The organism is Mesorhizobium sangaii (assembly GCF_014207355.1).
Taxonomy (GTDB): domain Bacteria; phylum Pseudomonadota; class Alphaproteobacteria; order Rhizobiales; family Rhizobiaceae; genus Mesorhizobium; species Mesorhizobium sangaii.
Window position 1 is genome coordinate 936,754 of record NZ_JACHEF010000001.1, and the last position, 24,903, is coordinate 961,656.

The 24,903-nt window shown below is 63.0% G+C and carries 26 protein-coding genes, 1 pseudogene and 1 riboswitch; of the genes and pseudogenes, 6 read left to right on the forward strand and 21 right to left on the reverse strand.

Annotated elements, in window-relative coordinates:
* Positions 1 to 2: 2 nt before the first annotated feature.
* From ispH to coxB, 10 genes are all read right to left on the reverse strand, one after another.
* Positions 3 to 1,013: a 4-hydroxy-3-methylbut-2-enyl diphosphate reductase gene (ispH, locus tag HNQ71_RS04690; RefSeq protein ID WP_111546004.1), complete on the reverse strand. Its 1,011-nt coding sequence runs from the start codon at positions 1,011 to 1,013 to the stop codon at positions 3 to 5.
* A gap of 89 nt (positions 1,014 to 1,102) precedes the next feature.
* Positions 1,103 to 1,858 carry an SURF1 family protein gene (locus HNQ71_RS04695; RefSeq protein ID WP_184871395.1) on the reverse strand — a complete coding sequence of 252 codons (756 nt, stop codon included), beginning with the start codon at positions 1,856 to 1,858 and terminating at the stop codon, positions 1,103 to 1,105.
* The gene (locus HNQ71_RS04700; protein ID WP_184871396.1) at positions 1,855 to 2,241 is read right to left on the reverse strand and encodes a DUF983 domain-containing protein; all 387 of its coding nucleotides are present in this window, start codon (positions 2,239 to 2,241) and stop codon (positions 1,855 to 1,857) included. Before HNQ71_RS04700 ends, HNQ71_RS04695 begins: the two co-directional genes overlap by 4 nt.
* Before the next feature lie 3 nt (positions 2,242 to 2,244).
* Positions 2,245 to 2,700, reverse strand: a complete 456-nt coding sequence (locus tag HNQ71_RS04705; protein WP_425492179.1) for a L,D-transpeptidase family protein — start codon at positions 2,698 to 2,700, stop codon at positions 2,245 to 2,247.
* Between the two features lie 171 nt (positions 2,701 to 2,871).
* Positions 2,872 to 3,753 carry a cytochrome c oxidase subunit 3 gene (locus HNQ71_RS04710; RefSeq protein ID WP_184871398.1) on the reverse strand — a complete coding sequence of 294 codons (882 nt, stop codon included), beginning with the start codon at positions 3,751 to 3,753 and terminating at the stop codon, positions 2,872 to 2,874.
* Between the two features lies 1 nt (position 3,754).
* Complete coding sequence (locus HNQ71_RS04715; RefSeq protein ID WP_184871399.1) at positions 3,755 to 4,378, reverse strand: cytochrome c oxidase assembly protein; 624 nt, start codon at positions 4,376 to 4,378, stop codon at positions 3,755 to 3,757.
* A gap of 7 nt (positions 4,379 to 4,385) precedes the next feature.
* On the reverse strand, positions 4,386 to 4,544 hold the full coding sequence (locus tag HNQ71_RS04720) for a hypothetical protein (RefSeq protein ID WP_095091991.1): 159 nt from the start codon (positions 4,542 to 4,544) through the stop codon (positions 4,386 to 4,388).
* Between the two features lie 2 nt (positions 4,545 to 4,546).
* Complete coding sequence (locus HNQ71_RS04725) at positions 4,547 to 5,491, reverse strand: heme o synthase (RefSeq protein WP_184871400.1); 945 nt, start codon at positions 5,489 to 5,491, stop codon at positions 4,547 to 4,549.
* A 77-nt stretch (positions 5,492 to 5,568) separates the two neighbouring features.
* Positions 5,569 to 7,221 carry a cytochrome c oxidase subunit I gene (gene ctaD, locus HNQ71_RS04730; RefSeq protein WP_184871401.1) on the reverse strand — a complete coding sequence of 551 codons (1,653 nt, stop codon included), beginning with the start codon at positions 7,219 to 7,221 and terminating at the stop codon, positions 5,569 to 5,571.
* Between the two features lie 38 nt (positions 7,222 to 7,259).
* Complete coding sequence (gene coxB / locus HNQ71_RS04735) at positions 7,260 to 8,126, reverse strand: cytochrome c oxidase subunit II (RefSeq protein WP_246461187.1); 867 nt, start codon at positions 8,124 to 8,126, stop codon at positions 7,260 to 7,262.
* Between the two features lie 375 nt (positions 8,127 to 8,501).
* Here coxB and HNQ71_RS04740 point away from each other — a divergent pair, with 375 nt between their 5' ends.
* The 4 genes from HNQ71_RS04740 to HNQ71_RS04750 all read left to right on the forward strand — a co-directional run bounded on the left by HNQ71_RS04740 (position 8,502) and on the right by HNQ71_RS04750 (position 11,728).
* Complete coding sequence (locus HNQ71_RS04740; RefSeq protein WP_184871403.1) at positions 8,502 to 9,107, forward strand: invasion associated locus B family protein; 606 nt, start codon at positions 8,502 to 8,504, stop codon at positions 9,105 to 9,107.
* Between the two features lie 33 nt (positions 9,108 to 9,140).
* On the forward strand, positions 9,141 to 9,248 hold the full coding sequence (locus tag HNQ71_RS34700) for a YbjN domain-containing protein (RefSeq protein ID WP_246461188.1): 108 nt from the start codon (positions 9,141 to 9,143) through the stop codon (positions 9,246 to 9,248).
* Positions 9,249 to 9,365: 117 nt separating this feature from the next.
* Positions 9,366 to 10,778: a metalloprotease TldD gene (tldD, locus tag HNQ71_RS04745; protein WP_184871404.1), complete on the forward strand. Its 1,413-nt coding sequence runs from the start codon at positions 9,366 to 9,368 to the stop codon at positions 10,776 to 10,778.
* A 257-nt stretch (positions 10,779 to 11,035) separates the two neighbouring features.
* Positions 11,036 to 11,728, forward strand: a complete 693-nt coding sequence (locus tag HNQ71_RS04750) for a transglutaminase-like cysteine peptidase (protein ID WP_184871405.1) — start codon at positions 11,036 to 11,038, stop codon at positions 11,726 to 11,728.
* Between the two features lie 82 nt (positions 11,729 to 11,810).
* On the opposite strand, the gene HNQ71_RS04755 is transcribed toward HNQ71_RS04750, so the two are convergent.
* The 3 genes from HNQ71_RS04755 to HNQ71_RS04765 all read right to left on the reverse strand — a co-directional run bounded on the left by HNQ71_RS04755 (position 11,811) and on the right by HNQ71_RS04765 (position 16,397).
* On the reverse strand, positions 11,811 to 14,216 hold the full coding sequence (locus tag HNQ71_RS04755) for a caspase family protein (RefSeq protein WP_184871406.1): 2,406 nt from the start codon (positions 14,214 to 14,216) through the stop codon (positions 11,811 to 11,813).
* A gap of 178 nt (positions 14,217 to 14,394) precedes the next feature.
* Positions 14,395 to 15,636 carry a class I SAM-dependent RNA methyltransferase gene (locus tag HNQ71_RS04760; protein WP_184871407.1) on the reverse strand — a complete coding sequence of 414 codons (1,242 nt, stop codon included), beginning with the start codon at positions 15,634 to 15,636 and terminating at the stop codon, positions 14,395 to 14,397.
* Positions 15,633 to 16,397: a TlyA family RNA methyltransferase gene (locus HNQ71_RS04765; RefSeq protein ID WP_184871408.1), complete on the reverse strand. Its 765-nt coding sequence runs from the start codon at positions 16,395 to 16,397 to the stop codon at positions 15,633 to 15,635. Before HNQ71_RS04765 ends, HNQ71_RS04760 begins: the two co-directional genes overlap by 4 nt.
* Positions 16,398 to 16,570: 173 nt before the next feature.
* On the opposite strand from HNQ71_RS04765, the gene HNQ71_RS04770 reads away from it, so the two are divergent.
* The gene (locus HNQ71_RS04770; RefSeq protein ID WP_184871409.1) at positions 16,571 to 16,972 is read left to right on the forward strand and encodes a GFA family protein; all 402 of its coding nucleotides are present in this window, start codon (positions 16,571 to 16,573) and stop codon (positions 16,970 to 16,972) included.
* Positions 16,973 to 17,046: 74 nt separating this feature from the next.
* Here the strand turns inward: HNQ71_RS04770 and HNQ71_RS04775 are convergent, their stop codons facing one another.
* The 6 genes from HNQ71_RS04775 to HNQ71_RS04800 form a co-directional block, all read right to left on the reverse strand.
* Entirely contained in the window at positions 17,047 to 17,340 is a 294-nt protein-coding gene (locus HNQ71_RS04775; RefSeq protein ID WP_184871410.1) for a hypothetical protein, read from the reverse strand.
* A 147-nt stretch (positions 17,341 to 17,487) separates the two neighbouring features.
* The gene (dxs, locus tag HNQ71_RS04780; RefSeq protein WP_184871411.1) at positions 17,488 to 19,401 is read right to left on the reverse strand and encodes a 1-deoxy-D-xylulose-5-phosphate synthase; all 1,914 of its coding nucleotides are present in this window, start codon (positions 19,399 to 19,401) and stop codon (positions 17,488 to 17,490) included.
* Between the two features lie 126 nt (positions 19,402 to 19,527).
* The gene (locus HNQ71_RS04785; protein ID WP_184871412.1) at positions 19,528 to 20,448 is read right to left on the reverse strand and encodes a pirin family protein; all 921 of its coding nucleotides are present in this window, start codon (positions 20,446 to 20,448) and stop codon (positions 19,528 to 19,530) included.
* Between the two features lie 37 nt (positions 20,449 to 20,485).
* Positions 20,486 to 20,752 (reverse strand): DUF2277 domain-containing protein, encoded by a 267-nt coding sequence (locus HNQ71_RS04790; RefSeq protein WP_095091923.1) that lies wholly within the window; start codon positions 20,750 to 20,752, stop codon positions 20,486 to 20,488.
* Between the two features lie 96 nt (positions 20,753 to 20,848).
* Positions 20,849 to 21,100 (reverse strand): exodeoxyribonuclease VII small subunit, encoded by a 252-nt coding sequence (locus HNQ71_RS04795; protein WP_013532792.1) that lies wholly within the window; start codon positions 21,098 to 21,100, stop codon positions 20,849 to 20,851.
* Positions 21,101 to 21,103: 3 nt separating this feature from the next.
* Positions 21,104 to 22,030 carry a histone deacetylase family protein gene (locus HNQ71_RS04800; RefSeq protein ID WP_184871413.1) on the reverse strand — a complete coding sequence of 309 codons (927 nt, stop codon included), beginning with the start codon at positions 22,028 to 22,030 and terminating at the stop codon, positions 21,104 to 21,106.
* A gap of 121 nt (positions 22,031 to 22,151) precedes the next feature.
* Positions 22,152 to 22,331: riboswitch (cobalamin riboswitch) on the forward strand.
* 60 nt (positions 22,332 to 22,391) lie between these two features.
* Here HNQ71_RS04800 and bluB point away from each other — a divergent pair.
* A pseudogene (bluB, locus tag HNQ71_RS34705) lies at positions 22,392 to 23,009 on the forward strand (5,6-dimethylbenzimidazole synthase); the annotation flags it as partial.
* A 116-nt stretch (positions 23,010 to 23,125) separates the two neighbouring features.
* Here bluB and HNQ71_RS04810 read toward each other — a convergent pair.
* Positions 23,126 to 24,109, reverse strand: a complete 984-nt coding sequence (locus HNQ71_RS04810) for a hypothetical protein (protein ID WP_246461189.1) — start codon at positions 24,107 to 24,109, stop codon at positions 23,126 to 23,128.
* A 93-nt stretch (positions 24,110 to 24,202) separates the two neighbouring features.
* Complete coding sequence (locus HNQ71_RS04815; RefSeq protein WP_184871414.1) at positions 24,203 to 24,811, reverse strand: TetR/AcrR family transcriptional regulator; 609 nt, start codon at positions 24,809 to 24,811, stop codon at positions 24,203 to 24,205.
* Positions 24,812 to 24,903: the final 92 nt, after the last annotated feature.

Sequence of the window (24,903 nt, forward strand, 5' to 3'; positions counted from 1 at the left end):
CCTTACGCGGCTCCATTGACGAAAGCCATGTCGGCTCGCGTCAGTTCGACATCGCGCAGTACCCGCATGACCGGAAAATCCTCCGTTTCCGTGGCCGTGATGGCCAGGTCGATGGTGACGTCGAAGCGCTGGCGGAACGCGTCGATGATCTCGTCGACGATGATCTCCGGCGCCGACGCTCCAGCCGACAGGCCAAGCGTCGAGATGCCGGCGATGTCATTCCACGGAATCTCGGCGGCGCGCTGTACGAGAAGCGACATCGAGGCGCCGGCACGCTCCGCCACTTCGACTAGGCGTCGCGAATTGGAGGAATTGGGCGCGCCGACGATCAGGTAGAGATCAGCGCCGGCGGCGGTCTCTTTGACCGCCTCCTGGCGGTTGGTGGTGGCGTAGCAGATCGATTCCGCCGCCGGGGCATGCAATTGCGGAAAGCGATCCTGCAAGGCACGGATGATGCCGGCGGTGTCCTCGACCGACAACGTGGTCTGGGTAACGAAGCCGAGCGCCTGCGGATCGGCAGGCGCAAGCTTCGCGGCATCGGCCTCCGTCTCTATTAGCGTCACCGCGCCGTCGGGCAGCTGGCCCATGGTGCCGATCACCTCGGGATGTCCGGCATGGCCGATGAGCAGCACATGGCGGCCAAGCCGCTGATGGCGCATCGCCTGCTTGTGGACCTTCGACACCAGCGGGCACGTGGCGTCGAGATAGAAGAGGTTGCGCGCCTGTGCGTCCGCCGGCACCGATTTCGGCACGCCATGCGCCGAGAACACGACCGGGCTCTGCCTATGTTCGGCAGGAATCTCGGAGAGCTCTTCGATGAAGACGGCGCCAAGGCTTTGCAGTCCCTCGACGACGTAACGGTTGTGCACGATCTCATGGCGAACATAGACCGGCGCGCCATATTTCTTCAGCGCCAGCACGACGATCTGTATGGCGCGGTCGACGCCGGCGCAAAAACCACGCGGCTGGCAGAGCCGGATCGTCAGGGGAGGCTTGGTGGTTGTCTGAAGCATTAAATCCTGGCCGGTTGATCAAAGCCGAAATGAGGTGCCTACCCCTGCCCTGTCAAGTGCATCGGTAGAAAGGGGGGCGGCGGTCGCCTTCATTCTTCTTTCGCGGGACGGCGAAGTCGCAGGATGAGCACGGCGGCAAGTGCGGCAGCGAGGCCATACCAGGTCATCGCATATTGCAGATGGCTGTTCGGCAGATCGATGATGGTGACGCCGCCGACCGGCAATCCGCCCGGATTCGGCGTCTTGTCGGCGTCGATGAAGATCGGCACCAGCGTGGCGCCCGCCGGCAGCCCGGCGCTCGCTGCCATCGCGTCGCGGTCCTTCCAGTAGAAGATGTTCTTCGCCACGTCGTTGTCGGGAAGCATCATCGACGGCTTTGCCGGCAGCGGATTGCGGGCGAGGCCGGTGACCGTCACCTCGCCCGTCACCTGCCCCTTGGCGCGCTTGGCGGCATCCTTGAGATCGTAAGGCACGAAGCCGCGATTGATCAGCACGAAGCGACCATCCTCGAGGGCCAGCGGCGTGTAGACGTTGAAGCCGGCTTCGCCTTCCCAGGTGGCGTAGAAATGCCGCTCGCCGGAATGCAGCAAGGTGCCGCTGACGGTCACCGGCGTATAGTCGACGTCCCCGGTCGAGGCGAACTCTCTTTCGACCACGGCAAGCGGTTGCGGCGCCGAGTGCGTACGCTGGTCGATGGTCTGCAGAAGGCCTTCCTTCCAGTGCAGGCGCTGGACCTGCCAGGTGCCGAGCGCCAGCAGGACAGCCAACAGCACCAGCCCAAGGCCAAGCAGCAATGCCGTCCTTGGCCGGGAGCGGCCGCCAGCTCCAACGGATGCCTCGATCATTCGCCGCGATCCAGCTGGCCCTCGGCCGCCTTGTTGCGGTATTGCAGCGTCAGCAGCACGCCCTTGATCAGCCGAAGCGCCGTCAGGCACAGCGCAACAGCCAGCGGGATCCAGAGCAGCAGATGCAGCCAGAGCGGCGGGCTCAGCGTCACTTCGACCCAGAGCGCCAGGCCGACGATGATGAAACCAATGATCAGGATGACGAAGACCGCCGGCCCGTCGCCGGCATCGGCGTAGGAATAGTCGAGGCCGCAATTGGTACAGCGCTTGCCAACGGTGAGGAAGCCGGAAAACAGCTGCCCCTCGCCGCAGCGCGGGCAGCGCCCGTGCAAGCCGGCCGAGATCGGATCGATCGGCGGCCAGATCGCCTTGTCCTCGCTCATTGCTTACCGCTCGATCTCGATCGGCGTCCCATCGGCCACCATCGCCCAGATTTCGTCCATATCGGAGTCCGTAACCGCAATGCAGCCGTCGGTCCAGTCGACCAATTGAAGCAGCCAGCCCCACCAGCCGAAACCGTTTGGCTGGCCGTGGATCATGATCATGCCTCCCGCATCGACACTGCGCGTCTTCGCGGCGGCCAGATCGCCGGCATTGGGATAGGAGATATGGATCGACTTGTGGGCGATGCTGTTCGGGTTGCGCCAGTCGAGGACATAGCGCCCCTCCGGTGTGCGTTGATCACCCTCCTCGTGCTTGTGCCCAAGCGGATCGCCGCCGAGCGCGATGCTGTAGCTTCGCAGGATTTTGCCGTCGCCGATCAGTTCCAGCCGCCGGTCCGACTTGTCGACACGCACCAGATTGACTTTCTCGCCAGCAAGGGCCGGCGCTGTGGCGATCATGCACGCGTAAATGGCACAGAGAAGAGCTAGCCGCATCGGCCAGCGATCGGCGATCATTGCGCCGAAATGAAGAAGGCGGCCACGTCGCCGCGGCCGCCTTTTTTTGAAATCCTGGAGCCTGTTCCATCCCGATTTCTCGGGATGGGGCACTTTGTTTTGCTCAGGTCGAAATCAGTGGGCTTCGATCACCGCGCCGGCCGATCCCCAGACATAGATCGCTGAGAACAGGAACAGCCAGACGACGTCGACGAAGTGCCAATACCAGGCGGCCGCCTCGAAGCCGAAATGCTGCTTGGGGGTGAAATCACCCTTCATCGCCCTGATCAGGCAAACCAGGAGGAAGATGGTGCCGATGATGACGTGGAAGCCATGGAAGCCGGTCGCCATGAAGAAGGTGGCGCCGTAGATGGAATCCTTGAAGGCGAACGGAGCATGAATGTACTCGTAGGCCTGCACCATGGTGAACAGCATGCCGAGGCCGACGGTCAGCACTAGGCCGTTGATCAGCCCCTTGCGATCGCCATGGATCAGCGAATGGTGCGCCCAGGTCACCGTGGTGCCCGACAGCAGCAGGATGATGGTGTTGTAGAGCGGCAGGTGGAAGGGATCGAGAACCTCCATGCCCTTCGGCGGCCAGACACCGCCGGTAAACGCGGTGCGCGCGTATTGCTGCACCTCGCCCGGAAACAGGCTGGCGTCGAAGTAGGCCCAGAACCAGGCGACGAAGAACATCACCTCGGAGGCGATGAACATGATCATGCCATAGCGCAGATGCAGCGACACGACACGCGTGTGATGGCCCTCATGCGCTTCCTTGATCGTGTCCGACCACCAGGCGAACATGGTGTAGAGGACGATCGCCAGGCCGATGAAGAACAGCCACGGATTGGCGATGTTGAAGCCGAAGATCGGGAAGTCGCCGGCCTTGAGATACTGCATCAGGCAGACACCGCCGATTGCGGTCACCAGCGCGCCGATGGACCCCAGGAACGGCCATGGGCTCGGGTCGACGAGATGGTAGTCATGGTGTGGTTTTGCGTGCGCGTCTGCCATATCAACCCCCGAGATTTGCTTCGGTATTCGAAATTGTCTTGCTGCTGCCTTGGACCGGCACTGATGACGCGACCGGCTTGCTCTTCTCCACCGGGAACATCGTATAGGACAGGGTGATTGTCTTCACGTCCTTCAGTTCCGGTACATTTACGATATCGGGATCCACATAGAACACGACCGGCATGTCCAGCGTCTCGCCGGGCTTCAGCGTCGTATCCGTGAAGCAGAAGCACTCGACCTTGTTGAAGTAGGGCCCCGCCAGTTCCGGCTGCACATTGAACGTGGCGCGGCCGGTAACGGGGCGATCGAACTTGTTGGTGGCTTGATAGTGCGCCTGCACGGTCTCGCCGATCTTCATCGTCATCGACCGGTCGACCGGCTGAAAATCCCAGGGCACGCCGGCGATGTTGGCGTCGAAACGGACAACGATGTCACGGTCGAGCACCCGGTTCGCATATTGCTGCGTGACACGTCTTGTGGTGCCACCATAGCCCGTCGCCTGGCAGAACATCTTGTAGAGCGGCACCGCGGCATAGGCCATGCCGATCATGCCGCCGAAGAAGGCAAGGCAGACAAACGCGACGACGCGGTTGGTGTTCTTCCTGCTGGCGGTCACCTGGCTCATCGTGTTCTCACATCGAGCCAGGGTGATGACCGAATTTCACGATCGTCGCGATGTAGAAAATGATCACCAGCACCGCCAGCGCCAGGCCGATGGCGACAGAACGATTGCGTCTGGCTTTCCTCTGCCGCTCGGTCAGCGTGACCAGCTCGAGCTTTTCTTCGATCATGGTCATGCTCCACCCATGGCAAGAGCGCGCTCAAGGACGCTGTCGGCGAGATAGGCGGCGAAAATGGCGAAGAGATAGAGCAGCGAATAGGCGAACAACGCCTTGGCCGGCTTCATCACGCGGTCGTCGTCGGCCATGCCAAGCACTTTCCACGCGTACCAGACAAAACCCAACCCAAGCAGCACGGCGGCCACGCCATAGACCGGCGTGGTGTAGCCCAGGACCCATGGCAGCACGCCGACCGGCGCCAGCAGCAGCGCGTAGGCAAAGATCTGGCGGCGGGTCGAAGCCTGGCCGGCGACGTTCGGCATCATCGGAATGCCGGCGCGGGCATAGTCCTCGGACTTGAACAGCGCCAGCGCCCAGAAATGCGGCGGAGTCCACAGGAAGATGATCAGGAACAGGACAAAGCTTTCCAGGCTGACGCTTCCGGTTACCGCGGCCCAGCCAATGACAGGCGGAATGGCACCGGCAGCGCCGCCGATGACGATGTTCTGCGGCGTCCAGCGCTTGAGCCACATCGTATAGACGACGGCGTAGAAGAAGATCGTGAAGGCCAGCAGGGTCGCCGACAGCCAGTTGACCAGCACACCCAGCGTCATCACCGACAGCACCGACAGGACCAGCCCGAAACTCAGCGCTTCGCCCGGCCGGATGCGGCCGGCCGGCACCGGACGAGAGGCGGTGCGCGTCATCACCGCGTCGATGTCGGCATCGTACCACATGTTGAGCGCGCCGGAGGCCCCGGCGCCGATGGCGATCGACAGGATGGCGATCACCGCCAGTAACGGATTGATGGTCACCGGCGCCGCGACCAGTCCGACGAACGCGGTGAACACCACCAGCGACATGACGCGCGGCTTCAGCAGGGCGAAGAAATCGCCCGCCGTCGCTTCCGACATGCGGAAGCCCGCTTCGTCAATACTGGTTTCGTCGACTAGGGCCATGCGTACTCAAGTCCATCATTCCGTTTGGCCAAAACCGCCGGCAGGCCGGCGGTTTCGATTCCATGGAGGCTGCCGCCTTACTTGATCTTCGGCAGCTGCTCCCACTGGTGGAAGGGCGGCGGCGAAGGCAGCTGCCATTCAAGCGTCGTGGCGCCTTCGCCCCACGGATTGGCACCGGCGACCCGCTTCTTCTGGAAAGCCTCGAACACGCCGTAGAGGAAGATCGCCACACCGACGGCCGAAATATACGAGCCGTAGGACGACACCATGTTCCAGCCGGCAAACGCGTCGGGATAGTCGATGGTGCGGCGCGGCATGCCGGCAAGGCCGAGGAAATGCTGCGGGAAGAAGATCAGGTTGACGCCGACGAAGGTGACCCAGAAATGGGTGTTGGCGATGGCGAAGGAATACATGTAGCCGGTCATCTTCGGGAACCAGTAGTACCAGCCGGCGAAGATGGCGAAGACCGCGCCCAGCGACAGCACGTAGTGGAAGTGCGCAATCACGAAATAGGTGTCGTGCAGCGAACGGTCGAGACCGGCATTGGCCAGCTGGACGCCGGTGACGCCGCCAATCGTGAACAGGAAGATGAAGCCCAGGGCCCACAGCATCGGCGGCTTCAGCGAAATCGATCCGCCCCACATCGTGGCGATCCAGGAGAAGATCTTCACGCCCGTCGGAACCGCGATGACCATCGTGGCGAAGACGAAGTAGCGCTGGGTGTCGAGCGACAGGCCGGTCGTATACATGTGGTGGGCCCAGACGATGAAGCCGACCGCGCCGATGGCGACCATCGCGTAGGCCATGCCGAGGTAGCCGAACACCGGCTTCTTCGAGAAGGTCGAGACGATGTGGCTGATGATGCCGAAGCCCGGCAGGATCAGGATGTAGACTTCAGGGTGACCGAAGAACCAGAACAGGTGCTGGAACAGGATCGGATCGCCGCCGCCGTCGGGCGCGAAGAAGGTCGTGCCGAAGTTACGGTCGGTCAGGAGCATGGTGATGCCGCCTGCAAGCACCGGGAGCGACAACAGCAGCAGGAAGGCGGTGACCAGCACCGACCAGGCGAACAGCGGCATCTTGTGCATCGTCATGCCGGGCGCGCGCATGTTGAAGATGGTGGTGATGAAATTGATGGCGCCAAGGATCGAGGAGGCACCGGCAATGTGGATCGACAGGATCGCCAGATCCATCGCCGGCCCGGGCTGGCCCGAAGTCGACAGCGGCGGATAAAGCGTCCAGCCGCCACCGACGCCATAGGCGCCAGGCGCGCTCGGCATGAAGGCCGAGGCGATCAGAAGCAGGAAGGCCGGCGGCAGCAGCCAGAACGAGATGTTGTTCATGCGCGGGAAGGCCATGTCAGGCGCGCCGATCATGATCGGCACCATCCAGTTGGCAAAACCGCCGATCAGGGCCGGCATGACCATGAAGAAGATCATGATCAGCGCGTGCGCGGTGGCGAAGGCGTTGTACATGCTCTTGCCGCCGTCGATCGCGGCATCGCCGTTCATGCCGTAGACCATCTGTGCGAGGCCGCTGAAAATCTGGATCCCCGGCTCCTGCAGCTCCATGCGAATGGCAACCGACAAGGCACCGCCGACGATGCCGGCGAAGATCGCAAAGATCAGATAGAGCGTGCCGATGTCCTTGTGGTTGGTGGAATACACCCACCGGACCCAGCCGTGATACGGCTTGTGGTCGTGGTCGTCGTGAGCTGCAGCGTCTGCCATGTTCCGCTCCGTTCCCTGATCTTTTGTTGGCTGCGGCATCAGTTGCCGGCGGCCGCTACCTTGTTCTGGCCGTCGACCTCAGCCATCAGCGCCTTGTTGGCGCCCGGCAGGTTGGTCTTGGCTTCCGCCAGCCAGCTTTTGAATTGCGCGTCGGAGACGACGCGGATGGCGATGGGCATGAAAGCGTGATCCTTGCCGCACAGCTGCGAGCACTGGCCGTAGTAGAGGCCCTCCTTGTCGGCCTTGAACCAGGTCTCGTTGGTGCGGCCGGGAACCGCATCCATCTTGATTCCGAACGAGGGCATGGCGAAGGAGTGGATCACGTCCGTTGCGGTGACCAGGACGCGGGTCATGGTGTTGACCGGCACAACCATCTCGTTGTCGACGGCGAGCAGGCGCGGATAGATCTTGCGATCTTCCTTACCGGCAGCTGCCCGGTCGGCTTCCTGCAGGATCGCGGAGTTGAAGGAAATCGTGTTCTCGGTCTGGTATTCGTAGTCCCAGTTCCACTGGTTGCCGGTCGCCTTGACCGTCAGCTTTGCGTCTTCCGGCGGCGTATACTGAGCCGTCAGCAGCTGGAACGAAGGAATGGCGATGCAGAGCAGGATGACGACCGGGCCGACGGTCCAGATCACCTCGATCAGCGTGTTGTGGCTGGTTTTGGAGGGAACCGGGTTCACGCTCGCGCGGAATTTCAAGATGCAATACGCAAGCAGACACAGCACCAGTATGGTGATCGGAACGATGAACCACATCGTGTAGTTCCCGAACCACTCGATCTGCCGCATCATATCGGTCGCCGGCGCCTGAAAGCCGGTCTCCCATTCCCTGGGCTGATCGGCATGGGCGGATGCGCCGGCGAAAAACGTGGTAGCGGCAATTGCGCCTGCTAGGAATTTTCTCATCGCCCTCATCGTCTCCCAGTTCCTCGCGGCTGTGCCCACGAGAATATCGAACAATGCCGGGACGGGAATCCCGACTGTCTCAAGGTGGTTCAAACCATACTCTTTTTCCCTCCGCAAGAAAGGAGCGGGCGAAACCGTGCGGCATTTTTGCGCGCAAGCCCGGATGCGCCTTTGAAGGCAGCGGCAACGGTTCCGAATCGCATATGTTCTGCCATGGCCACATTCCTGCGGGCCGGGCGTGCCGACCGTCGCAATTCGGGCGAAATTGGCTAGGAAAAGCGCCGTATTGGCTGTTTCGGGGCAGACCGGTTGCGGTCTCGTCCTTTACTTGGCTTTGGCGCGGCTTAAAGTGCCGTGATTCGCAATGGAGCCGTCATGAACTCTTGGCTTTCGAGACTTGCGCTTTCGAGAATCTTGGCGCTTTCGAGAATCTTGGCGCTTTCGAGAATCTTGGCGAAGGTCATCTTTCTCGCCGCCTGGTCCGTCATCGGCCCGTCTGTCATCGGCCAGCCTGTCATCGGCTTGTCAAGCCAGGCCAATGCCGCGCAGCCGAGTGGCACCGTCCGGTCGACGCACGGCGCGTGGTCGATCATCTGCGACACGCCGGCCGGCGCCACCTCCGAGCAATGCGTGATGATGCAGAACGTCGTCGCCGAGGACCGTCCCGAGATGGGGCTGTCGGTGGTCGTGCTGCGCACCGCCGACAACAAGGCTGAGATCCTGCGCGTGCTGGCGCCACTCGGCGTGCTTTTGCCCAACGGGCTCGGCCTCAATGTCGACGGCAAGGATATCGGCCGCGCCTATTTCGTGCGCTGTTTCCAGGATGGCTGCTATGCCGAAGTCATTCTCGAAAAGCCGCTGCTTGACACGCTGAAGACCGGGACGTCGGCCACCTTCATCGTCTTCCAGACCCCGGAAGAAGGCATCGGCATCCCCGTCGACCTCAAGGGTTTTGCTGACGGTTTCGCCGCCCTGCCCTGAGAGCTCGGCGCTTGCGAAGAATCCAACGTCAGGATGGATGTCAGCTTCCTTGGCGGCATCACCAGGGCCAACCTTGAGGAACAGTTCGCGAACTGGGATTCAATGGCCAGCGACATCAAGGACTTCATCAGCCAAAAGTAACTTCGACGATTTGTCGGCGATCGCATTTGTCTTCACAATGCGGCGGGGCGATTGTCTCGGCGCCTCTTCGCGCCTACATCGTGGCAAAGAAGCATTCCTACTGTGAACGGACGCGCCATGAACAGCCTGATCGGCCAATTCGACATTTCAGACGATCGCATCAAGCAGATCGTCACTGAGACCATCAGTGGCGCCGACGACGGCGAACTGTTTCTCGAATACAGCGAGAGCGAAGCGCTGATGTTCGACAACGGTCGGCTAAAGACGGCCAATTTCAACACCGACCAGGGGTTTGGCCTGCGCGCCGTCGCCGGCGAAGCCAGCGGCTATGCCCATTCCAGCGACCTTTCCGAGGCCTCGCTGCTGCGCGCCGCCGACGCTGTTTCAACCGTCAAGGGCGGCTATTCCGGCACGCTGGCCGCGGCGCCGGCCCGCACCAACCGCCACCTCTATGGCGAGGAGAATCCGATCCCCTCGCCCTCCTTCGAGGTCAAGGCAAAGCTGCTGCAGGAAATCGACGCCTGGCTGCGCGCCGAGGATGCGCGCGTGCGCCAGGTTTCGGCCTCGCTGTCCTCATCCTGGCAGCATGTCGAGATCGTGCGCGCCGATGGCCAGGTGGTGCGCGATATCCGCCCGCAGGTCCGTGTCCACGTCTCTGTCGTCGTCGGCGATGGCGACCGCCAGGAGAGCGGCTCCTATGGCATGGGCGGACGCAAGGCCTTTGACGACTTCCTTGTCGAGGACAGCTGGAAGCACGCCGCCAAGGAGGCGCTGAGGCAAGCGCTGGTCAATCTCGAGGCCATACCGGCGCCGGCCGGCACCTTCGACATCGTCCTGTCCAGCGGCTGGCCGGGCGTCATGCTGCACGAGGCCGTCGGCCATGGGCTGGAAGGTGACTTCAACCGCAAGAAGACCTCGGCTTTCGCCGGCCTGATGGGCCAGCAAGTCGCCGCCAAGGGAGTGACAGTCGTCGACGACGGCACCATGCCGGAGAGGCGCGGGTCGCTCACCGTCGACGATGAAGGGACCCCGACGGCGCGCAACGTGCTGATCGAGGACGGCAAACTGGTCGGCTACATGCAGGATCGCCAGAACGCCCGGTTGATGGGCATGAATGCCACCGGCAACGGCCGGCGCGAAGGCTATGCCCACCAGCCGATGCCGCGCATGACCAACACCTTCATGACGGCGGGTGACATGGAGCCGGACGAAATCATCGCCTCGGTCAAGAACGGTATTTACGCCGTCTCCTTCGGCGGCGGTCAGGTCGACATCACCTCGGGCAAGTTCGTGTTCGGCTGCACCGAGGCCTACATGATCGAGAACGGCAAGGTGACGCAGCCGATCAAGGGCGCGATGCTGATCGGCAATGGGCCGGACGCCATGCACCGCGTGTCCATGATCGGCAACGACATGAAGCTCGATACCGGCATCGGCATGTGCGGCAAGGGCGGACAGGGCGTCCCGGTCGGCGTCGGCCAGCCGCATCTCAGGATGAACCAGATGACGGTAGGCGGCACGCGGGTTTGAGCGCACCTGGTGCGGCCGACCAAGCCAGACCCAAAATCGTCATTCTGACAGGCGCCGGTATGTCGGCTGAATCGGGCGTCGCAACGTTGCTCGATCTTGTCGGGTTCTGGGCCAAGGACAGCGCTTCCAACTGAATCCTGTCGGCACCTTGAAGCGAACACAATCCACGTTAGGAAATTATTAAGTCTCTAACTGCCTGGGCTGCCTTTTGCGCACGAACGCAGCACCAGCTTCCTGGTTGCGGTGGTGTTTTGGCAATGCGGCATGTCCCCGGCGTTCTCACTTCCTCTTTCCTACTTGGCTTCGTTTCATTGCTTGGTGCGACCTCGCTGCAAGCCAGCCCGGCAGAAGCACAGTCGACATTGTTCAAGTCGCGATCGACGCAATCTTCCATGGAAGGGCTGCGCTCTGCCACCGTCGGTGCAAGCACCAGCGTACCCTACGGTTGGGTCGATTTCTGCCATCGCCGACCAAAAGAGTGCAAGGTACCCGTTCTGCCGGCCGCGAATGTCAAGCTGACCGCGCAGAACCTGCGCATCCTCAAGCGGATAAATCAGAAGGCGAACAGCTCGATCAAACCCGTCAGCAATTTCGACCACTGGGGCACGATGGTGGACCACTGGGACTACCCCGTGGACGGCAAGGGCGACTGCAAGATCTACGCCCTCTACAAGCGCAAGCTTCTTCTTGAGGCGGGATTCCCCCGGCAGGCGCTGCTGATGACCGTGGTGCGCGACCTGGACAATGAAGGCCACACCATCCTGACGGTGAAAACCGACAAGGGCGATCTTGTCCTGGACAATCTGGTCGATGAGATCAGGCCTTGGAATGCGACGGGCTATTACTTCCTCAAACGCCAGTCCCAGCGGAACCCAAACACATGGGTGTCGATCAACCAACGGGGCGGCACGTCGAAAACCCTCACGAATGTTTCCAAGCTCGTAGACTGAGCGGCCTGCCAGACCAGAGCGCGTCAGCTTTTTGAAGGTTCGGTGCCCGGCGACAGGCGGGCAATCCCTGCCTCACTCCTGCCTACTGCTTGCATGGAGGCTCGCCCGGGTGTCCGCAGGCAGGCTTCTTGTTGCCTCGGGGCGGCTGCGGATTGGGCTGTTGCGGCGGACGCCGCTCCTGGACCTGGGGCTTGGGCTGAGCATGGAACTCCGGCTTCTGAGGCTTGGAGAACACCTTCACGTTCGGCTTCTCCTGCAGCTTGAGTTGGCGCTGCGGATTCTCGTTTGGCTTGTTGACCTTGATATTCCGCTGGACGTTGACTTGCGGGCCGGCGGAGCCTCCTCCGCCGTTCTGCAGCTTGCGGAACTTCTTGTTCCCGTTTCCCGGAGCCTGATCGCTCGGTCCGACAACGGCCTGGCCGGCGGACAGATCCTTGCGCGTCAGCTTCTTCGGCTTGCCGCCACCCTGGTCGGAGAAAACAGCTGCATTGTTCTTCTTGATCTTTTCCTGCACGTTCGGGCGCTGCCCGGCCGGTGCACCGTTGACGGTCGGCAGCTTGCTGACCTTGCCGTTCTTGCCCTGCCCTTTGCCGCCTCCGTTCTGCTGGCCATTGCCCTGTCCGGTAACGGCAGCGCCGGCATTTCCCGTAGCCTGCTGATTGCCGCCCAAGGTGCCTTGCTTGCCAAGCAGCTTCTTGGACTTGTTGTTGGGCAAATTCTTGTTGTTGGGCAGATTCTGGCCGTTGAGCACCGGCGGTTTGCCATTGACGAGTGGCAGCGTCTTGCCGTTCGCTCCCGGCAGGGTGTGATCAGTTGAGAGCGTCTTCGACACCGGCTTTGCGCCGGGGGGCTGCCGGCCTTGCGTCGCACCCTGGCCGAGTTTGCCCGGAGCGGCAGGGTTCTGGTTAGAGAGCACGGCCTTCTTATGCAGCAGCGGCGGCAGCGCCACCTTGGTCGCGAGCGCTGCGGCGCCCAGTCCAACCGCGGCGCCGGTCAGCTTCTGGCCGGTGGTGAGGCCCCCGCCGCCCTGCCCTGCCTGATTGTTCTCGTTATTGATCGTCGTGTTGTTGATGACGGTCGTGTTGTGGATGTTGTTGAAGATCATGTTATCGGGCGGCGGCGCAATGTTGCGCGGCGGGTTGACCCACACCGGTACCGGCACGAAGACCGGCACCGGCAGAACATAAACATCGACTGCCGGCCGCGGCGGCGCCAGCACGACGAAATCCGGCGGAGGCGGCGGCAGGAAGATCACCGCGACAGGCGGTGGTGGCTCGAAGTCGAAATCCGGATCGTCGAAATAGAGCACGGGCCGGTCGACATAGATGATCTCTTCCGGTGGCGGCGGCGGCACGTCGTAATCATAGACGGTAAAATCCTCCGGCGGCTCCAGCGCTGCATCGAAATGCTCCAGCCGGCGGCGGGCATCCCAGGCATGCGGGCCGTGCGGATAGCGATCGAGGTAGGACCAGTAGGCTTCCGGGGTGTCCCGGAGCCAGGTTTCGCGCCAAGTGATTGCTTCGCGCCGCGCAGCGATGATGGCACGCACGCGCTTGGCCATTGGATCGTGCGGGTAGGCGCCGACGAAATCCTCGTAACCGCTGAGCGTGTCGCGGTCGAGGGCAGCGACATAAGCGTCGCGGGCGTCGAAGTCGCGGATCTCTCTGGTCCGGTTGGCTTGGGACTCAGCCTCCGAGACCCTGGGCGCGGGCGCGTCCGGAGCCCGGTCGAAGAAGACGAAGGGCGCCGTGATCTTAGAGGCGCTCCACGGAACTTCCGCACCCTGGGTCAGTTCGTTGACGCGCAGGCGCGTGCGATCGAAAACATCGTCAAGCGGCAGGCCGCCTTCGCGCATCATCTCGGCCAGCGCCTGCGCATAGGCGCCGTATGGACCCTTGCCTTCAGGCGCGACCGTACCCGGGGCGGCATTGAACGCAACAAGCATGTTCGGATCGGGATCGACCAGTGCGAGACCTCCGGCCAGCGGCTGGTTCGTCTGCGGGAATGTATTTGGCCGCGCCGCATCGAGCACGACGATATTGACCTTCGTCGGCAGTCCAGCCAGCGACTTGGTGACATCGGAGAGCCGCATCCCCTGAAGCGGGACGTCGGTTGGATTGGCGATCTGGGCATCGACAGGCAAGAAGTAATTCTCGCCTTCGAACTGCACGCCATTGCCGGCGAGATAGATGAAGACGACCGCGTCGGGACCGGCAGCAGAAACCTTGCCAAGGAAATCGCGCAGTGCGCCGCGCAGCGATTCCTGGTCGACGTCGCGGGCACCAACAACATCGAACCCTGCTGCCTGCAAGGTCTGCGCGATCAGCCCGGCATCATTGGCGGGCGTCGCCAGCGCACCAGACGGATAGGCCGCATTGCCGATGACGAAAGCGAGGCGTTTTTCGCCCTGCGCGAGGGCACCCGTGGCCGAGGCCGCCACGAAAATAAGGAGGAGGAAGAAGCCGAGGAATTTCTGGAGCGTCCGCATCTCTGGCCACCAAGTAAAGCAAACGGTGATGGAGCAGGATGGTTCCTTCCTCCAGTGATTTAGACGGGCGCAAAGAGGCGGCTTCGCGGCGCGATTTCGGCAAACCCGCCCGACGCGGAAACCTCAAGAAAATGTGATCATTTTTGGTTCGCGCCTGACCCTAGGAAAATGCGAAGCGCTACCGCCTTCGTTTCGGCTTCTCAAGAAGCGCCACGGCCTCGACATGCGGCGACCATAGGAACTGGTCGATCGGCGTCACGCTTTTCAATGTGTAGCCGCCGTCGAGCAGGATGCGCAGGTCGCGAGCCAGCGTCACCGGATTGCAGGATACGGCGGCAACGAACGGAACCTCCGCGCGCGCGATCTGCTTCGACTGGTCTTCGGCGCCGGCGCGTGGTGGGTCGAACACCAGGCCGTCGAAGCCATTCAGTTCCTTGAAGGTCAGCGGCCGGCGGAACAGGTCGCGGCGTTCGCCCGTCACCCGCTTCAGGCCGGTCGCGAAGCGTGAGCCCCGGTCGAGCGCCGAAAGGGCTGCCGCATCGCCTTCGACCGCATGGACTTCCGACTTCGCTGCCAGCCGCAAGGCAAAGCTGCCGCAGCCGGCGAACAGATCGGCAATCTTCTTGGCGCTCTTCAGATGTCCCCCGACGATATCGGCCATGGCCTGTTCGGCTGCATCGGTCGCCTGCAGGAAGGCGCCCGGCGGCACGGCGACCGCGACATTGCCGAACATGACCACAGGCTTCCTTGGCTCGATGATGATCTCGTCGTCGATGGACAGCCTGGCAAAGCCCTGAGCCAAGACGAAGTTGGAGGCGACCCGACGCTGGTTCTCGCCCAGTTTGCCCGACTCGTAGACTGCGACGTCAAGGCCCGACCCGGTCACGGTGACCGCCAGCCGGAACGATTTGGTGGTGGCGCACACCAGTTCGGCGAGCGCCTTCAGCCGATCGAACGCGCTGACGATCTCGGGCAGCGAGATCGGGCATTCCGATATCGAGACGATTTCCGGCGACAGATGGCGATTGAAGCCGAGCAGCATGCCTGTATCGGTGCGCCGCGCGGCGAGCACCACACGGCGGCGTGTGTGCGGCGCGCAGGCGACCAGTTCGCCGATGTCGCAATCGATGCCCTTGCCCTTCAGGGCGTGCACCACCTTTTCGCGTTTCCACGGACGATAGGCTTCGGCTTCGAAATGCTGGAGCGCGCAACCGCCGCATTCGGTGAAATGGCGGCAGGCGGGATCGATGCGCAGCGGCGAAGCCTCCAGCACCGCCATCAGCATCGCACGGTCTTTTTCGCGCGCGGCGGTGACGACCTCGCCGGGCAATGTGAAGGGAATGAACAGATCGCCGCTCTCGGTCTCGGCGATGCCGTCGCCCTGGGCGCCAAGTTTCCTGATGCTGAAACGAGCGCTCATCGATCCTTGATCCCACCGAGCAGGAATTCGCGATTGCCGTCGCCGCCTTCGATCGGCGACAAATGCAGGCCCAGCGAACGCCAACCGGGAACGGCGTCCAGCCAATCCTGCAGCAGGCCGGCGACACGGGCGGCATCGTAGGGATCCTTCAGCAGGCCGCCCTTGCCGATCGCTTCGCGGCCCGCTTCGAATTGCGGCTTGACCAGGAACATGGCGCCGGCACCAGCCTTCGCAAGGCCAAGCGCCGGCGGCAGCGCCAGTTTCAGCGAAATGAAGCTGACATCGGAAACGACGAAATCCGGGATCCGGCCGGCCAGATCGGCGACCGTGAGATCGCGCGCGTTCAGGCCCTCGACGACGGTCACACGCGGATCACCGCCGATATCGGCATGCATCTGGCCATGCCCGACATCGATGGCGGTGACATGGGCAGCGCCGCGCTCGAGCAGCACCTGGGTGAAGCCGCCGGTCGAGGCGCCGATGTCGAGCGCTTCACGTCCGGCGGGATCGAGGCCGAAATGATCGAGCCCACCGATCAGCTTCAGCGCCGCGCGCGACACATAGCCCTGGGCCGGATCATCGATGGCGATCAGGCATTGCGGCGAAACGTTCTGGCCGGGCTTGCGGGCTAAGACGCCGTCCACCATCACGGTGCTACGCTCGACCGCGTCGCGGGCGCGCGAACGGCTGGCAAAAAGCCCCCGCTGGACGAGCAGGTCGTCGAGCCGCTGGCGGGGGCTGGCTGGCAAAGGTGAGTTCATCGGCCTTCATGGCGAAAGCCGGTCGCGAAGGCAAGGATATTGGGGGGCGGACAAGGAACATCGTTGGAAAGCACGCGAACGCTTCAAGCCGCTGCGCCGCTTGCGAGCATCGGATCGGCCCGGCACAATGCTAAGCGGGAGCGCCGTTGCTGTCCGAAGGCGAGGAAGGACAAATGCTGAGAGGAACATGCCACTGCGGTGCAGCCCACTGGACCCTGGAGGGCGATCCCGGGCCGGTCACGGCGTGCAGTTGCACGCTTTGTCGCCGCTATGGCGCGCTCTGGGCTTACGATTATGTCGACGAACGCATCCACGTCGCGGGGCCGATGAAGAGCTATACGCGCCCCGGAAAGGACACGCCCTCGCTTGAGATCCTGTTCTGTCCCACTTGCGCTTGCGTGCTCGCCTGGCGTGGCTTGGGCTCCAGCACCACTGGCCGCACTCGAATCGCCGTCAATGTAAGGCTTGCACCGCCGGAGGCCGTCGCCGATTTGCCGATCGACCACTTCGATGGCCTCGACACTTACGACGATCTGCCGCGCGATGGCCGCTGCGTGCGCGACATGTGGTTCTAAAGCGCGAGCGCTTAAGTCTCTGTCTTGTGCATGCCGTTGTCCCAAAACCGCTGCGCACTTTTGGGCGATGTGCTCTAAAAGATGGTTCGCGAAACCCGGCGATCAACGGCTGGAGACAAACCGTCATCCCGATTTCCCGAAGCTTGCTCACCCGGATGCTCAGTCGCAGCCGGAGGCGCCGGCACAGGGTCCGGCAAGACTACCAGCTGCGGCACCTGCTTGTAGGAAAAGCCCCCGCGGATATCGCCCATCTTGCCGGCGATGATGCCCATGGCCGCCTTTTCAAGGCTGCGATCATAGCGCGTTTCGGCGGCGACCGGCGCGACGATGACCGCTGAAAGCGCCACGCCGCACACAAGCGTTCTCATTTTTTTGTCTCCCTGCCTGGTCACGATCTAGCAGGGTGCCGTTGAAAAACGGCCAAGAGACACGGTAAGCAAAGCGCCAAACGGCAGCGTTAACAATGCGTTAAGGCATCAAGCCGGCAAACTGATTCAAGCTCTTGAGATTTTGATTCAGGCGCGCTGGGCGCGGGCTGTATGGCCGAGGGCGACGAACACCGTGCGCACGATGCCGGCGGCATCCAGGCCGGCATCGGCATACATCTTTTCCGGCTTGGCGTGGTCGGTGAACGCGTCCGGCAGCACCAGCGGGCGTACCTTCAGGCCACTTTCCAGCAAGCCCTCATGGGCGAGGAACTGCAGCACATGGCTGGCGAAGCCGCCGACGGCGCCCTCTTCCACCGTCACCAGAACCTCGTGCGAGCGGGCCAGCCGGCGGATCAGATCCTCGTCTAGCGGCTTGGCGAAACGGGCATCGGCGACCGTGGTGGAAAGCCCGGCCGCGCCAAGCTCTTCGGCGGCGATCAGGCAATCCTGCAGCCGCGTGCCGAACGACAGCAGGGCGACCTTGGTGCCTTCCCTGACGATACGGCCCTTGCCGATTTCGAGGATCGCGCCGCGCTCCGGCATGTCGACGCCAACGCCGTTGCCACGCGGATAGCGGAAGGCGATCGGGCCGTCATCGTAACTTGCCGCGGTGCGCACCATGTGGCGCAGTTCGGCTTCGTCTGCTGCTGCCATCACCACGAAACCCGGCAAGGTCGCCAGAAAAGTCGTGTCGAACGCGCCGCAATGGGTGGCGCCGTCGGCGCCGACGAAGCCGGCGCGGTCGATGGGAAAGCGCACCGGCAGCTTCTGGATGGCGACGTCATGGACGACCTGGTCGTAGGCGCGCTGCAGGAAGGTCGAATAGATGGCCGCGAACGGCTTGTAACCTTCGGTGGCGAGGCCAGCGGCGAAAGTCACCGCGTGCTGTTCGGCGATGCCGACATCGAACGTCCGCGACGGAAATGCTTCACCGAACAGGTCGAGGCCGGTGCCGCTCGGCATGGCGGCGGTGACGGCGACGATGCGGTCGTCCTCGCGGCCTTCCCTAACCAGGCTTTCGGCGAACACCTTGGTGTAGGCCGGCGCGTTGGCCGGCGCCTTGGCCTGCGCACCGGTGATGACATCGAACTTGTTGACGCCGTGATACTTGTCGGCGGCGGCTTCTGCCGGCGCGTAGCCCTTGCCCTTCTGGGTGACGACATGGATCAGCACCGGGCCTTCGCCATTGTCGCGGACATTCTTCAGGACCGGGATCAGGTGCTCGAGATTGTGACCGTCGATCGGGCCGATGTGATAGAAGCCCAGTTCCTCGAACAGCGTGCCGCCGGTGACGTAGCCGCGTGCATGCTCGACCGCCCGGGTGATCGCACGGTCGGCGCGCTTGCCGAGATAAGAGGTCAGTTTCTTGCCGAAGTCGCGCAGGCCGACATAGGTCTTGCCCGAGGCCAGACGCGCCAGATAGGCGCTCATCGCGCCGGTCGGCGGCGCAATCGACATGTCGTTGTCGTTGAGAATGACGATGAGCCGGGCATCGAGCGCGCCGGCATTGTTCATCGCCTCGTAGGCCATGCCGGCCGACATGGCACCGTCACCGATGACGGCGATGACGTTGTTGCGGCCGCCGGAGAGATCGCGGGCGGCGGCCATGCCAAGGCCGGCCGATATCGATGTCGAGGAGTGTGCGGCGCCGAAGGGGTCGTACTCGCTCTCGGCGCGGCGGGTGAAGCCGGACAGGCCACCCTCCTGCCGCAAGGTGCGGATACGGTCGCGCCGGCCGGTGAGGATCTTGTGCGGATAGGCCTGATGGCCGACATCCCAGATCAGCCGGTCATCCGGGGTGTTGAAGACATAGTGCAGCGCCACCGTCAGCTCGACCACGCCAAGGCCGGCGCCAAGATGGCCGCCAGTGTGGGACACCGCGTCGATCAGTTCGGCACGAAGCTCGGATGCCAGTTGCGGCAATTCGCTCTCGGCAAGCGTGCGCAGGTCGGCCGGGATGCGGACCTTGTCGAGAAGCGGCGTATGCGGCGTTGAGTTCACGGGTAGGCCTGCTCAGGCTTTCTGTTCATGGGCGGGATAGGCCGGCCGCCGGCGAAAGTAAATGCGTGTCAGTGACGCGGATCAGGCTTTAGGTCCCAAAACCCGGCCACTTTTGGGCGACATGCATTAGCTTTCCGGCAGCGGGATGAATTCTTCCTCATCGCCGGGAACGATATCGAAGCGGCCGGTCTTCCATTCTTCCTTGGCCTGCTCGATGCGCTCCTTGGAGGACGAGACGAAATTCCACCAGATGTAACGCTGCGAGCCGAGCGAGGCACCGCCGAACAGCATGAAATGGGCGCCGCCTTCCGACGATACGACGATCTCGTCGCCCGGCCGAAACACCAGCAGCCGCTCCGCTGGAAAAACGTCGCCTGAAATCGAGACCTCGCCTTCGAGCGTGTAGATGGCGCGCTCCTCGGCATCGGCCGGGATTTTCACGCGGGCGCCCGGCGCCAGCCTGAGGTCGGCATAAAGCGTCTCGGAATTAGCCCTCACCGGGGACCGCAGTCCCTGGAAGTCGCCGATGACAACCCGCCCGCTGACGCCTTCGGCATCGATCTCGGGGAGCCGCAAAGCAGCGGTGTTCTCGAACACCGGAGCCACTTCCTCCTTGCCGTCCGGCAGTGCCAGCCATGTCTGCAGGCCGGAGACCGACATCGGCGCGCCACGCAATTCCTCCGGCGTGCGCTCGGAATGGACGATGCCACGGCCGGCGGTCATCAGGTTCACGTCGCCGGGCTGGATGACCATTTCGGTGCCGAGTGAATCGCGATGCCGGATCTTGCCGTCGAACAGATAGGTCACCGTCGACAGCCCGATATGCGGATGCGGACGGACATCGAGCGCCTGGCCCGCGCGCAGGATCGCCGGGCCCATGCGGTCGAAGAAGATGAAAGGCCCGACGAGCCGTCTTTTGGCGGTCGGCAGAGCGCGGCGTACCTGGAAACCGCCAATGTCCTTGGCGTTCGGGATGACCATCAGCTCGATCTGGTCGCTGGCAAAGGCGTCGCCGACTTCAGGGTCTTTCCCAGGGAAGAAGCTCATGGACTCTCCTTGTCAGCGGCCGTCGCTGGTTGTCGGATCAGGCAAAACGGATCGCCGATTTTGCCCGCGCCTTGGCGGCCACCTCTTCGCGATTGCGAGGATGCTGATGGGTTTCGAGGGAATCGAGAAGCTCACGCGCCGATGCCGCGATGGCTTCGACCGCATGATCGAAGGCGTGCTGGTTCTGCTTCGAAGGTCGCGTCGTTCCGCTCAATTTGCGGACAAACTGAAGTGCGGCGTCGCGCACCTCGTCATTGGTTGCCGGCGGATCAAAATTGAACAGGGTCTTGATGTTTCTGCACATCGTTTGCGAACCTCCTCTTGTCCTGAAGCCGTCTCAATCGGGACCATGATCATGTCCAAAAGCCGATGAGGCAAGACCATCGTTCGGGAGCATGACTCAGTCGGCGTCGAGCGGCTCCGTTCCAACCGGCTTGCCGTCGCGCGACAGCCTGATCTTCTCGACCTTGTCCTCGGCGGCCTTCAGCAGCCGGTCGCAATGCGCCTTCAGCGCCTCACCGCGCTCATAGATCCTGATCGACTGGTCGAGCGGCACATCGCCACGCTCCAGATCATCGACAATCTTTTCCAATGCGTCGAGTGCCTGCTCGAAGCTCATCGCCTTGACGTCTTCGTTGGTCTCTCCAGCCATCATTCACCCTTTCATCAGTCGCCCGACATGGGCGGCGACCGAAAATGCCAGTCCCTGCAGATCGTAGCCACCCTCGAGCAGGCTGACGAGACGGTTGCCGCTGTGGCGCGTGGCGCGCTGCATCAACTGGCCGGTCGCCCAGTCGAAATCATCCTCGGTCAGGTTGATCTCGGCCAGCGGATCGCGATGGTGCGCGTCGAAACCGGCCGAAATGATGATCAGGTCGGGCGCGAAATTGTCGAGCGCCGGCAGGACACGCGACAGCAAGGCATCGCGGAAAACCTCGCTGCCGGTCTGCGGCGCCAGCGGCGCGTTGACGATGTTGCCGGCGCCGGTCTCGCTCTTCGCCCCGGTGCCGGGATAAAGCGGCATCTGGTGCGTCGAGCAATAGAGCACCGACGGATCGTCCCAGAAAATATCCTGTGTGCCGTTGCCGTGATGGACGTCCCAGTCGACGACGGCAACGCGCTCGACGCCATGTTTCTTCTGCGCGTAGCGCGCTGCGATCGCCGCCGTATTGAAGAGGCAGAAGCCCATGGCCGTGGTTTTTTCGGCATGGTGGCCGGGCGGTCGGGCGGCGACGAAGACATTGTCGGCGCGGCCGGCAAAGACGTCGTCGACGGCGGCGTTGGCGGCGCCGATCGCGGTGATCGCCGCTTGCCAGCTCTTCGGGCTGGCGGTGGTGTCGGCGTCGATGCGGGCGATGCCCTCGTCGGGAATGGCGGCGCGGACGCGGGCGACGAAATCGGCGGGGTGCGCGTAGAGAATGGTGGCCTCGTCGCCTTCCGGCGCCTGGATGCGATCGAGCCCGACAAACGCCTCATCGTCGAGCACCCGCTCGATGGCGCGCAAGCGGTCCGGCCGCTCGGGGTGACCGGGCGGCGTGATGTGCTCAAGGAAGATCGGATGGGTGTAGAGACGAGTGGCCATCCTCCCTATCTAGTGCCCCGACGTCGCGATGGCCATGCGTCGTGGCCTGATGGCTGGGGAAAATCACACATGCGTCCATTGGTGTCGCTGCAGGCATTGGCGTCGTCAGCACTTCGGCGTAAGGTCGCTGCCACTGCCTGGTGCCCGCCGCAAGCGGGAGAATCGGGAACACGGTTGAACTCCGTGGCGTGCCCAACGCTGTAAGGGGGACCGCGCCGGTAAATGCCACTGTCGATGACGGGAAGGCACCGGACGCGGGTTGATCCCGAGCCAGAAGACCGGCCTGGCAGGCATCGTCATCCGCATGGTCAGGCGGACGGCATCCAATGCAATCGCAAGGGGACACGCGATGCCGCAACACATGACCGCCTCTGTTGGCGACGGATTTGACCAGAGTGCACGCGACGCGGTCTATCGCGCCATGTTCACGCGGCGCGACGTGCGCAGCCATTTCCTGCCAACCGCGCTCGACGATGAGGTGCTGGCGCGACTGCTGCTTGCCGCTCACCATGCGCCGTCGGTCGGCTTCATGCAGCCTTGGAATTTCATCGTCATTCGCGATGCCGAGCGACGGGAAAAAGTGCGTGACCTGTTCCTGGCGGCGCGAGAGCAGGAACTGCCGGCCATCGCGGAAGAGCGACAGGCGCTCTACCGCAAGCTCAAGCTGGAAGGCATTTGCGAAAGCGCGCTCAACATCTGCATCACCTGCGACCGGCAGCGCTCGAAGGGTTCGCCGCTGGGGCGCTGGCACAATCCGGAGATGGACCTCTACAGCACGGTTTGCGCGGTGCAGAATTTCTGGCTGGCGGCGCGCGCCGAAGGCGTCGGTGTCGGCTGGGTCAGCATCATCGAGGCGCAAGCATTGAAAAGCCTGCTGTCAATTCCCGAGCATGTGACGCCGGTCGCGTATCTCTGCGTCGGCCACGTTTCCGAGTTCGCGCCAAAGCCGGACCTCGAAGCGCATGGCTGGGGCCGCCGCTTGCCGCTGCCGGAGTTGATCATGAGCGAGACCTTTTGCGGACAAGGTGAAGCGCTGCTCAAATCGACCGTGACGCGCCTCAACGGGGTCGATGCCGCACCGGCAACCACTGCCGATCAGCGTGTCGCGCCGGCCGTGCCCCAGCGCGAACCGCCGAAAGAGGCCAGCGCCTTGTCCTTTAGTTCCCCGAACTTCGAAGACGCCTCGGCCAGCCGGGCGTCCCAGGCGGGATCGGGCACCTGGCCCTCGATGGTCCTGAAATAGACCTGCATCAGGCAGGCGATGGCGAAAGGTTCGATGAACGCCGCCTTGAAGGCCCAGGCGAAGACGATGGCGAGCACGAAGGCCCAGCCGGCAAGCTGCCCGGGCATGAGGAAAAGAATGGCGCCGGCCGGGGCCAGCATCAGCAGGAAGATAACGAACGAGACGCCCCACATGATGACCGCCAGCCAGACAGCGTTCTTGACCATGATCTTGCCGTTCTGAGCATAGAGCACGACGCCTTGACGGGCCGTCTCGAACGGCGAGGCTGAATTGATGCGGATGTTGTGGCCGAGGATGATCTCGTCGACATAGGTCAGCGACAGGCGGATCACCGTGTTGATGAAGCTGACTAGGCCGCTCAGGCCCGGGATAGGCAGGAAGGCGGCGATGCCGCCGAGCAACCCGGTAATGGCGCGGATGGCGCCCTTGACCAGCTGGTCGACGACGAAAAGGATGTTGGCCTCGGCAAAACGCTGGGTCACTATCTCCTTGGCGTAGGCAATCTGGTCCTGGCCGTCGGGAATGTCGCGGCCGTCGATCAGATGGACCATGACGGCGATATGGCCGGCCTTGACGACATAAAGGATGTATTCGCGGATCCAGTAGACGGCGATCGAGACGACGCCGAAGCCGACCACCCCGCCCCACAAGGCAAAGGACAGCGGCCCGTCCGGGTCGGCGGAGATATGGCCAACGCCGTAGCCAACGGAGGCGCCCGTGCCGGTCGCCACGATGTAGGCCAGCGTGATGCCGAAATAGACGATCATGCGAAAGACAATGAACGGCCAGGTCCGCATCATGATGGACACCGACCTGCCGATATCGAAATCCCACATGCCCCGAATCTCCGCTCAGAGATGGGGGCAGAGGATGCGCTCAAACCGGCTCTTGTCAATCGTGGGCAGCGGCCCCAGGCCGCCAATGGGATTTCAGTCCGGCCGCGGTCCCGGCTTATTGAGCAGGCCTTCGAGCAGTTGCTTGAACGCCGTCACCACGGTCTTCGACGTCGCTTCGGGGTCGCTCGAATTGGCGATCCGCTGCGCCGCCTGGCTGCTGGCGCCGTTGATCAGCCGTGCGGCAGTCTCGGGGTCGACGCTGGGAACGACCACGCCCTCCTCCTGCAGCCTGGTCAGATGATCGGTCATTGAACCGACACATGCATTGGCATTCGGCCATTGTGCCGGATCCCCCAGCACGGCTGGGCCATCCCGGAACATGATGCGCTGGATTTCCGGCTCCAACGCCATTTCGATATAGGTCGTGCATTCGTCGACGAAATGCTGCCAGCGGGTCGGTGCTCTCGACGCCACTTCGTTCACGCGCGCCGCCATCTCACTGTCCATTTCGGCGATGACCGCTTGCAGCAGGCCCTTCTTGTCGCCGAAGTGATGATAGAGTGCGCCGCGCGTCAGCCCGGCCGATGCTGTGAAATCATCCATCGAGGCCTGGGCATAGCCGATCGTGCCGAAGGCGTGGCGGGCCGCCGCGATCAGCTTGGCGCGCGTCTCGGCGATCATCTCCTTGCGAGGTTTGTGCATGGCTTCTGGACCTACTAACATACGCTTCGTATGCCAATTGACATACGCGGCGTATGACCTACCTAACAATCATACGCATCGCATGTAATTGT

What these genes read in the sequence shown, in the direction of transcription:
- ispH (WP_111546004.1), bottom strand. Translation starts at nt 1,013, where the DNA reads ATGCTTCAGACAACCACCAAGCCTCCCCTGACGATCCGGCTCTGCCAG.
- HNQ71_RS04695 (WP_184871395.1), bottom strand. Translation starts at nt 1,858, where the DNA reads ATGATCGAGGCATCCGTTGGAGCTGGCGGCCGCTCCCGGCCAAGGACG.
- HNQ71_RS04700 (WP_184871396.1), bottom strand. Translation starts at nt 2,241, where the DNA reads ATGAGCGAGGACAAGGCGATCTGGCCGCCGATCGATCCGATCTCGGCC.
- HNQ71_RS04705 (WP_425492179.1), bottom strand. Translation starts at nt 2,700, where the DNA reads ATGATCGCCACAGCGCCGGCCCTTGCTGGCGAGAAAGTCAATCTGGTG.
- HNQ71_RS04710 (WP_184871398.1), bottom strand. Translation starts at nt 3,753, where the DNA reads ATGGCAGACGCGCACGCAAAACCACACCATGACTACCATCTCGTCGAC.
- HNQ71_RS04715 (WP_184871399.1), bottom strand. Translation starts at nt 4,378, where the DNA reads ATGAGCCAGGTGACCGCCAGCAGGAAGAACACCAACCGCGTCGTCGCG.
- HNQ71_RS04720 (WP_095091991.1), bottom strand. Translation starts at nt 4,544, where the DNA reads ATGATCGAAGAAAAGCTCGAGCTGGTCACGCTGACCGAGCGGCAGAGG.
- HNQ71_RS04725 (WP_184871400.1), bottom strand. Translation starts at nt 5,491, where the DNA reads ATGGCCCTAGTCGACGAAACCAGTATTGACGAAGCGGGCTTCCGCATG.
- ctaD (WP_184871401.1), bottom strand. Translation starts at nt 7,221, where the DNA reads ATGGCAGACGCTGCAGCTCACGACGACCACGACCACAAGCCGTATCAC.
- coxB (WP_246461187.1), bottom strand. Translation starts at nt 8,126, where the DNA reads ATGAGAAAATTCCTAGCAGGCGCAATTGCCGCTACCACGTTTTTCGCC.
- HNQ71_RS04740 (WP_184871403.1), top strand. Translation starts at nt 8,502, where the DNA reads ATGAACTCTTGGCTTTCGAGACTTGCGCTTTCGAGAATCTTGGCGCTT.
- HNQ71_RS34700 (WP_246461188.1), top strand. Translation starts at nt 9,141, where the DNA reads ATGGATGTCAGCTTCCTTGGCGGCATCACCAGGGCCAACCTTGAGGAA.
- tldD (WP_184871404.1), top strand. Translation starts at nt 9,366, where the DNA reads ATGAACAGCCTGATCGGCCAATTCGACATTTCAGACGATCGCATCAAG.
- HNQ71_RS04750 (WP_184871405.1), top strand. Translation starts at nt 11,036, where the DNA reads ATGCGGCATGTCCCCGGCGTTCTCACTTCCTCTTTCCTACTTGGCTTC.
- HNQ71_RS04755 (WP_184871406.1), bottom strand. Translation starts at nt 14,216, where the DNA reads ATGCGGACGCTCCAGAAATTCCTCGGCTTCTTCCTCCTCCTTATTTTC.
- HNQ71_RS04760 (WP_184871407.1), bottom strand. Translation starts at nt 15,636, where the DNA reads ATGAGCGCTCGTTTCAGCATCAGGAAACTTGGCGCCCAGGGCGACGGC.
- HNQ71_RS04765 (WP_184871408.1), bottom strand. Translation starts at nt 16,397, where the DNA reads ATGAACTCACCTTTGCCAGCCAGCCCCCGCCAGCGGCTCGACGACCTG.
- HNQ71_RS04770 (WP_184871409.1), top strand. Translation starts at nt 16,571, where the DNA reads ATGCTGAGAGGAACATGCCACTGCGGTGCAGCCCACTGGACCCTGGAG.
- HNQ71_RS04775 (WP_184871410.1), bottom strand. Translation starts at nt 17,340, where the DNA reads ATGAGAACGCTTGTGTGCGGCGTGGCGCTTTCAGCGGTCATCGTCGCG.
- HNQ71_RS04785 (WP_184871412.1), bottom strand. Translation starts at nt 20,448, where the DNA reads ATGAGCTTCTTCCCTGGGAAAGACCCTGAAGTCGGCGACGCCTTTGCC.
- HNQ71_RS04790 (WP_095091923.1), bottom strand. Translation starts at nt 20,752, where the DNA reads ATGTGCAGAAACATCAAGACCCTGTTCAATTTTGATCCGCCGGCAACC.
- HNQ71_RS04795 (WP_013532792.1), bottom strand. Translation starts at nt 21,100, where the DNA reads ATGGCTGGAGAGACCAACGAAGACGTCAAGGCGATGAGCTTCGAGCAG.
- HNQ71_RS04800 (WP_184871413.1), bottom strand. Translation starts at nt 22,030, where the DNA reads ATGGCCACTCGTCTCTACACCCATCCGATCTTCCTTGAGCACATCACG.
- HNQ71_RS04810 (WP_246461189.1), bottom strand. Translation starts at nt 24,109, where the DNA reads ATGTGGGATTTCGATATCGGCAGGTCGGTGTCCATCATGATGCGGACC.
- HNQ71_RS04815 (WP_184871414.1), bottom strand. Translation starts at nt 24,811, where the DNA reads ATGCACAAACCTCGCAAGGAGATGATCGCCGAGACGCGCGCCAAGCTG.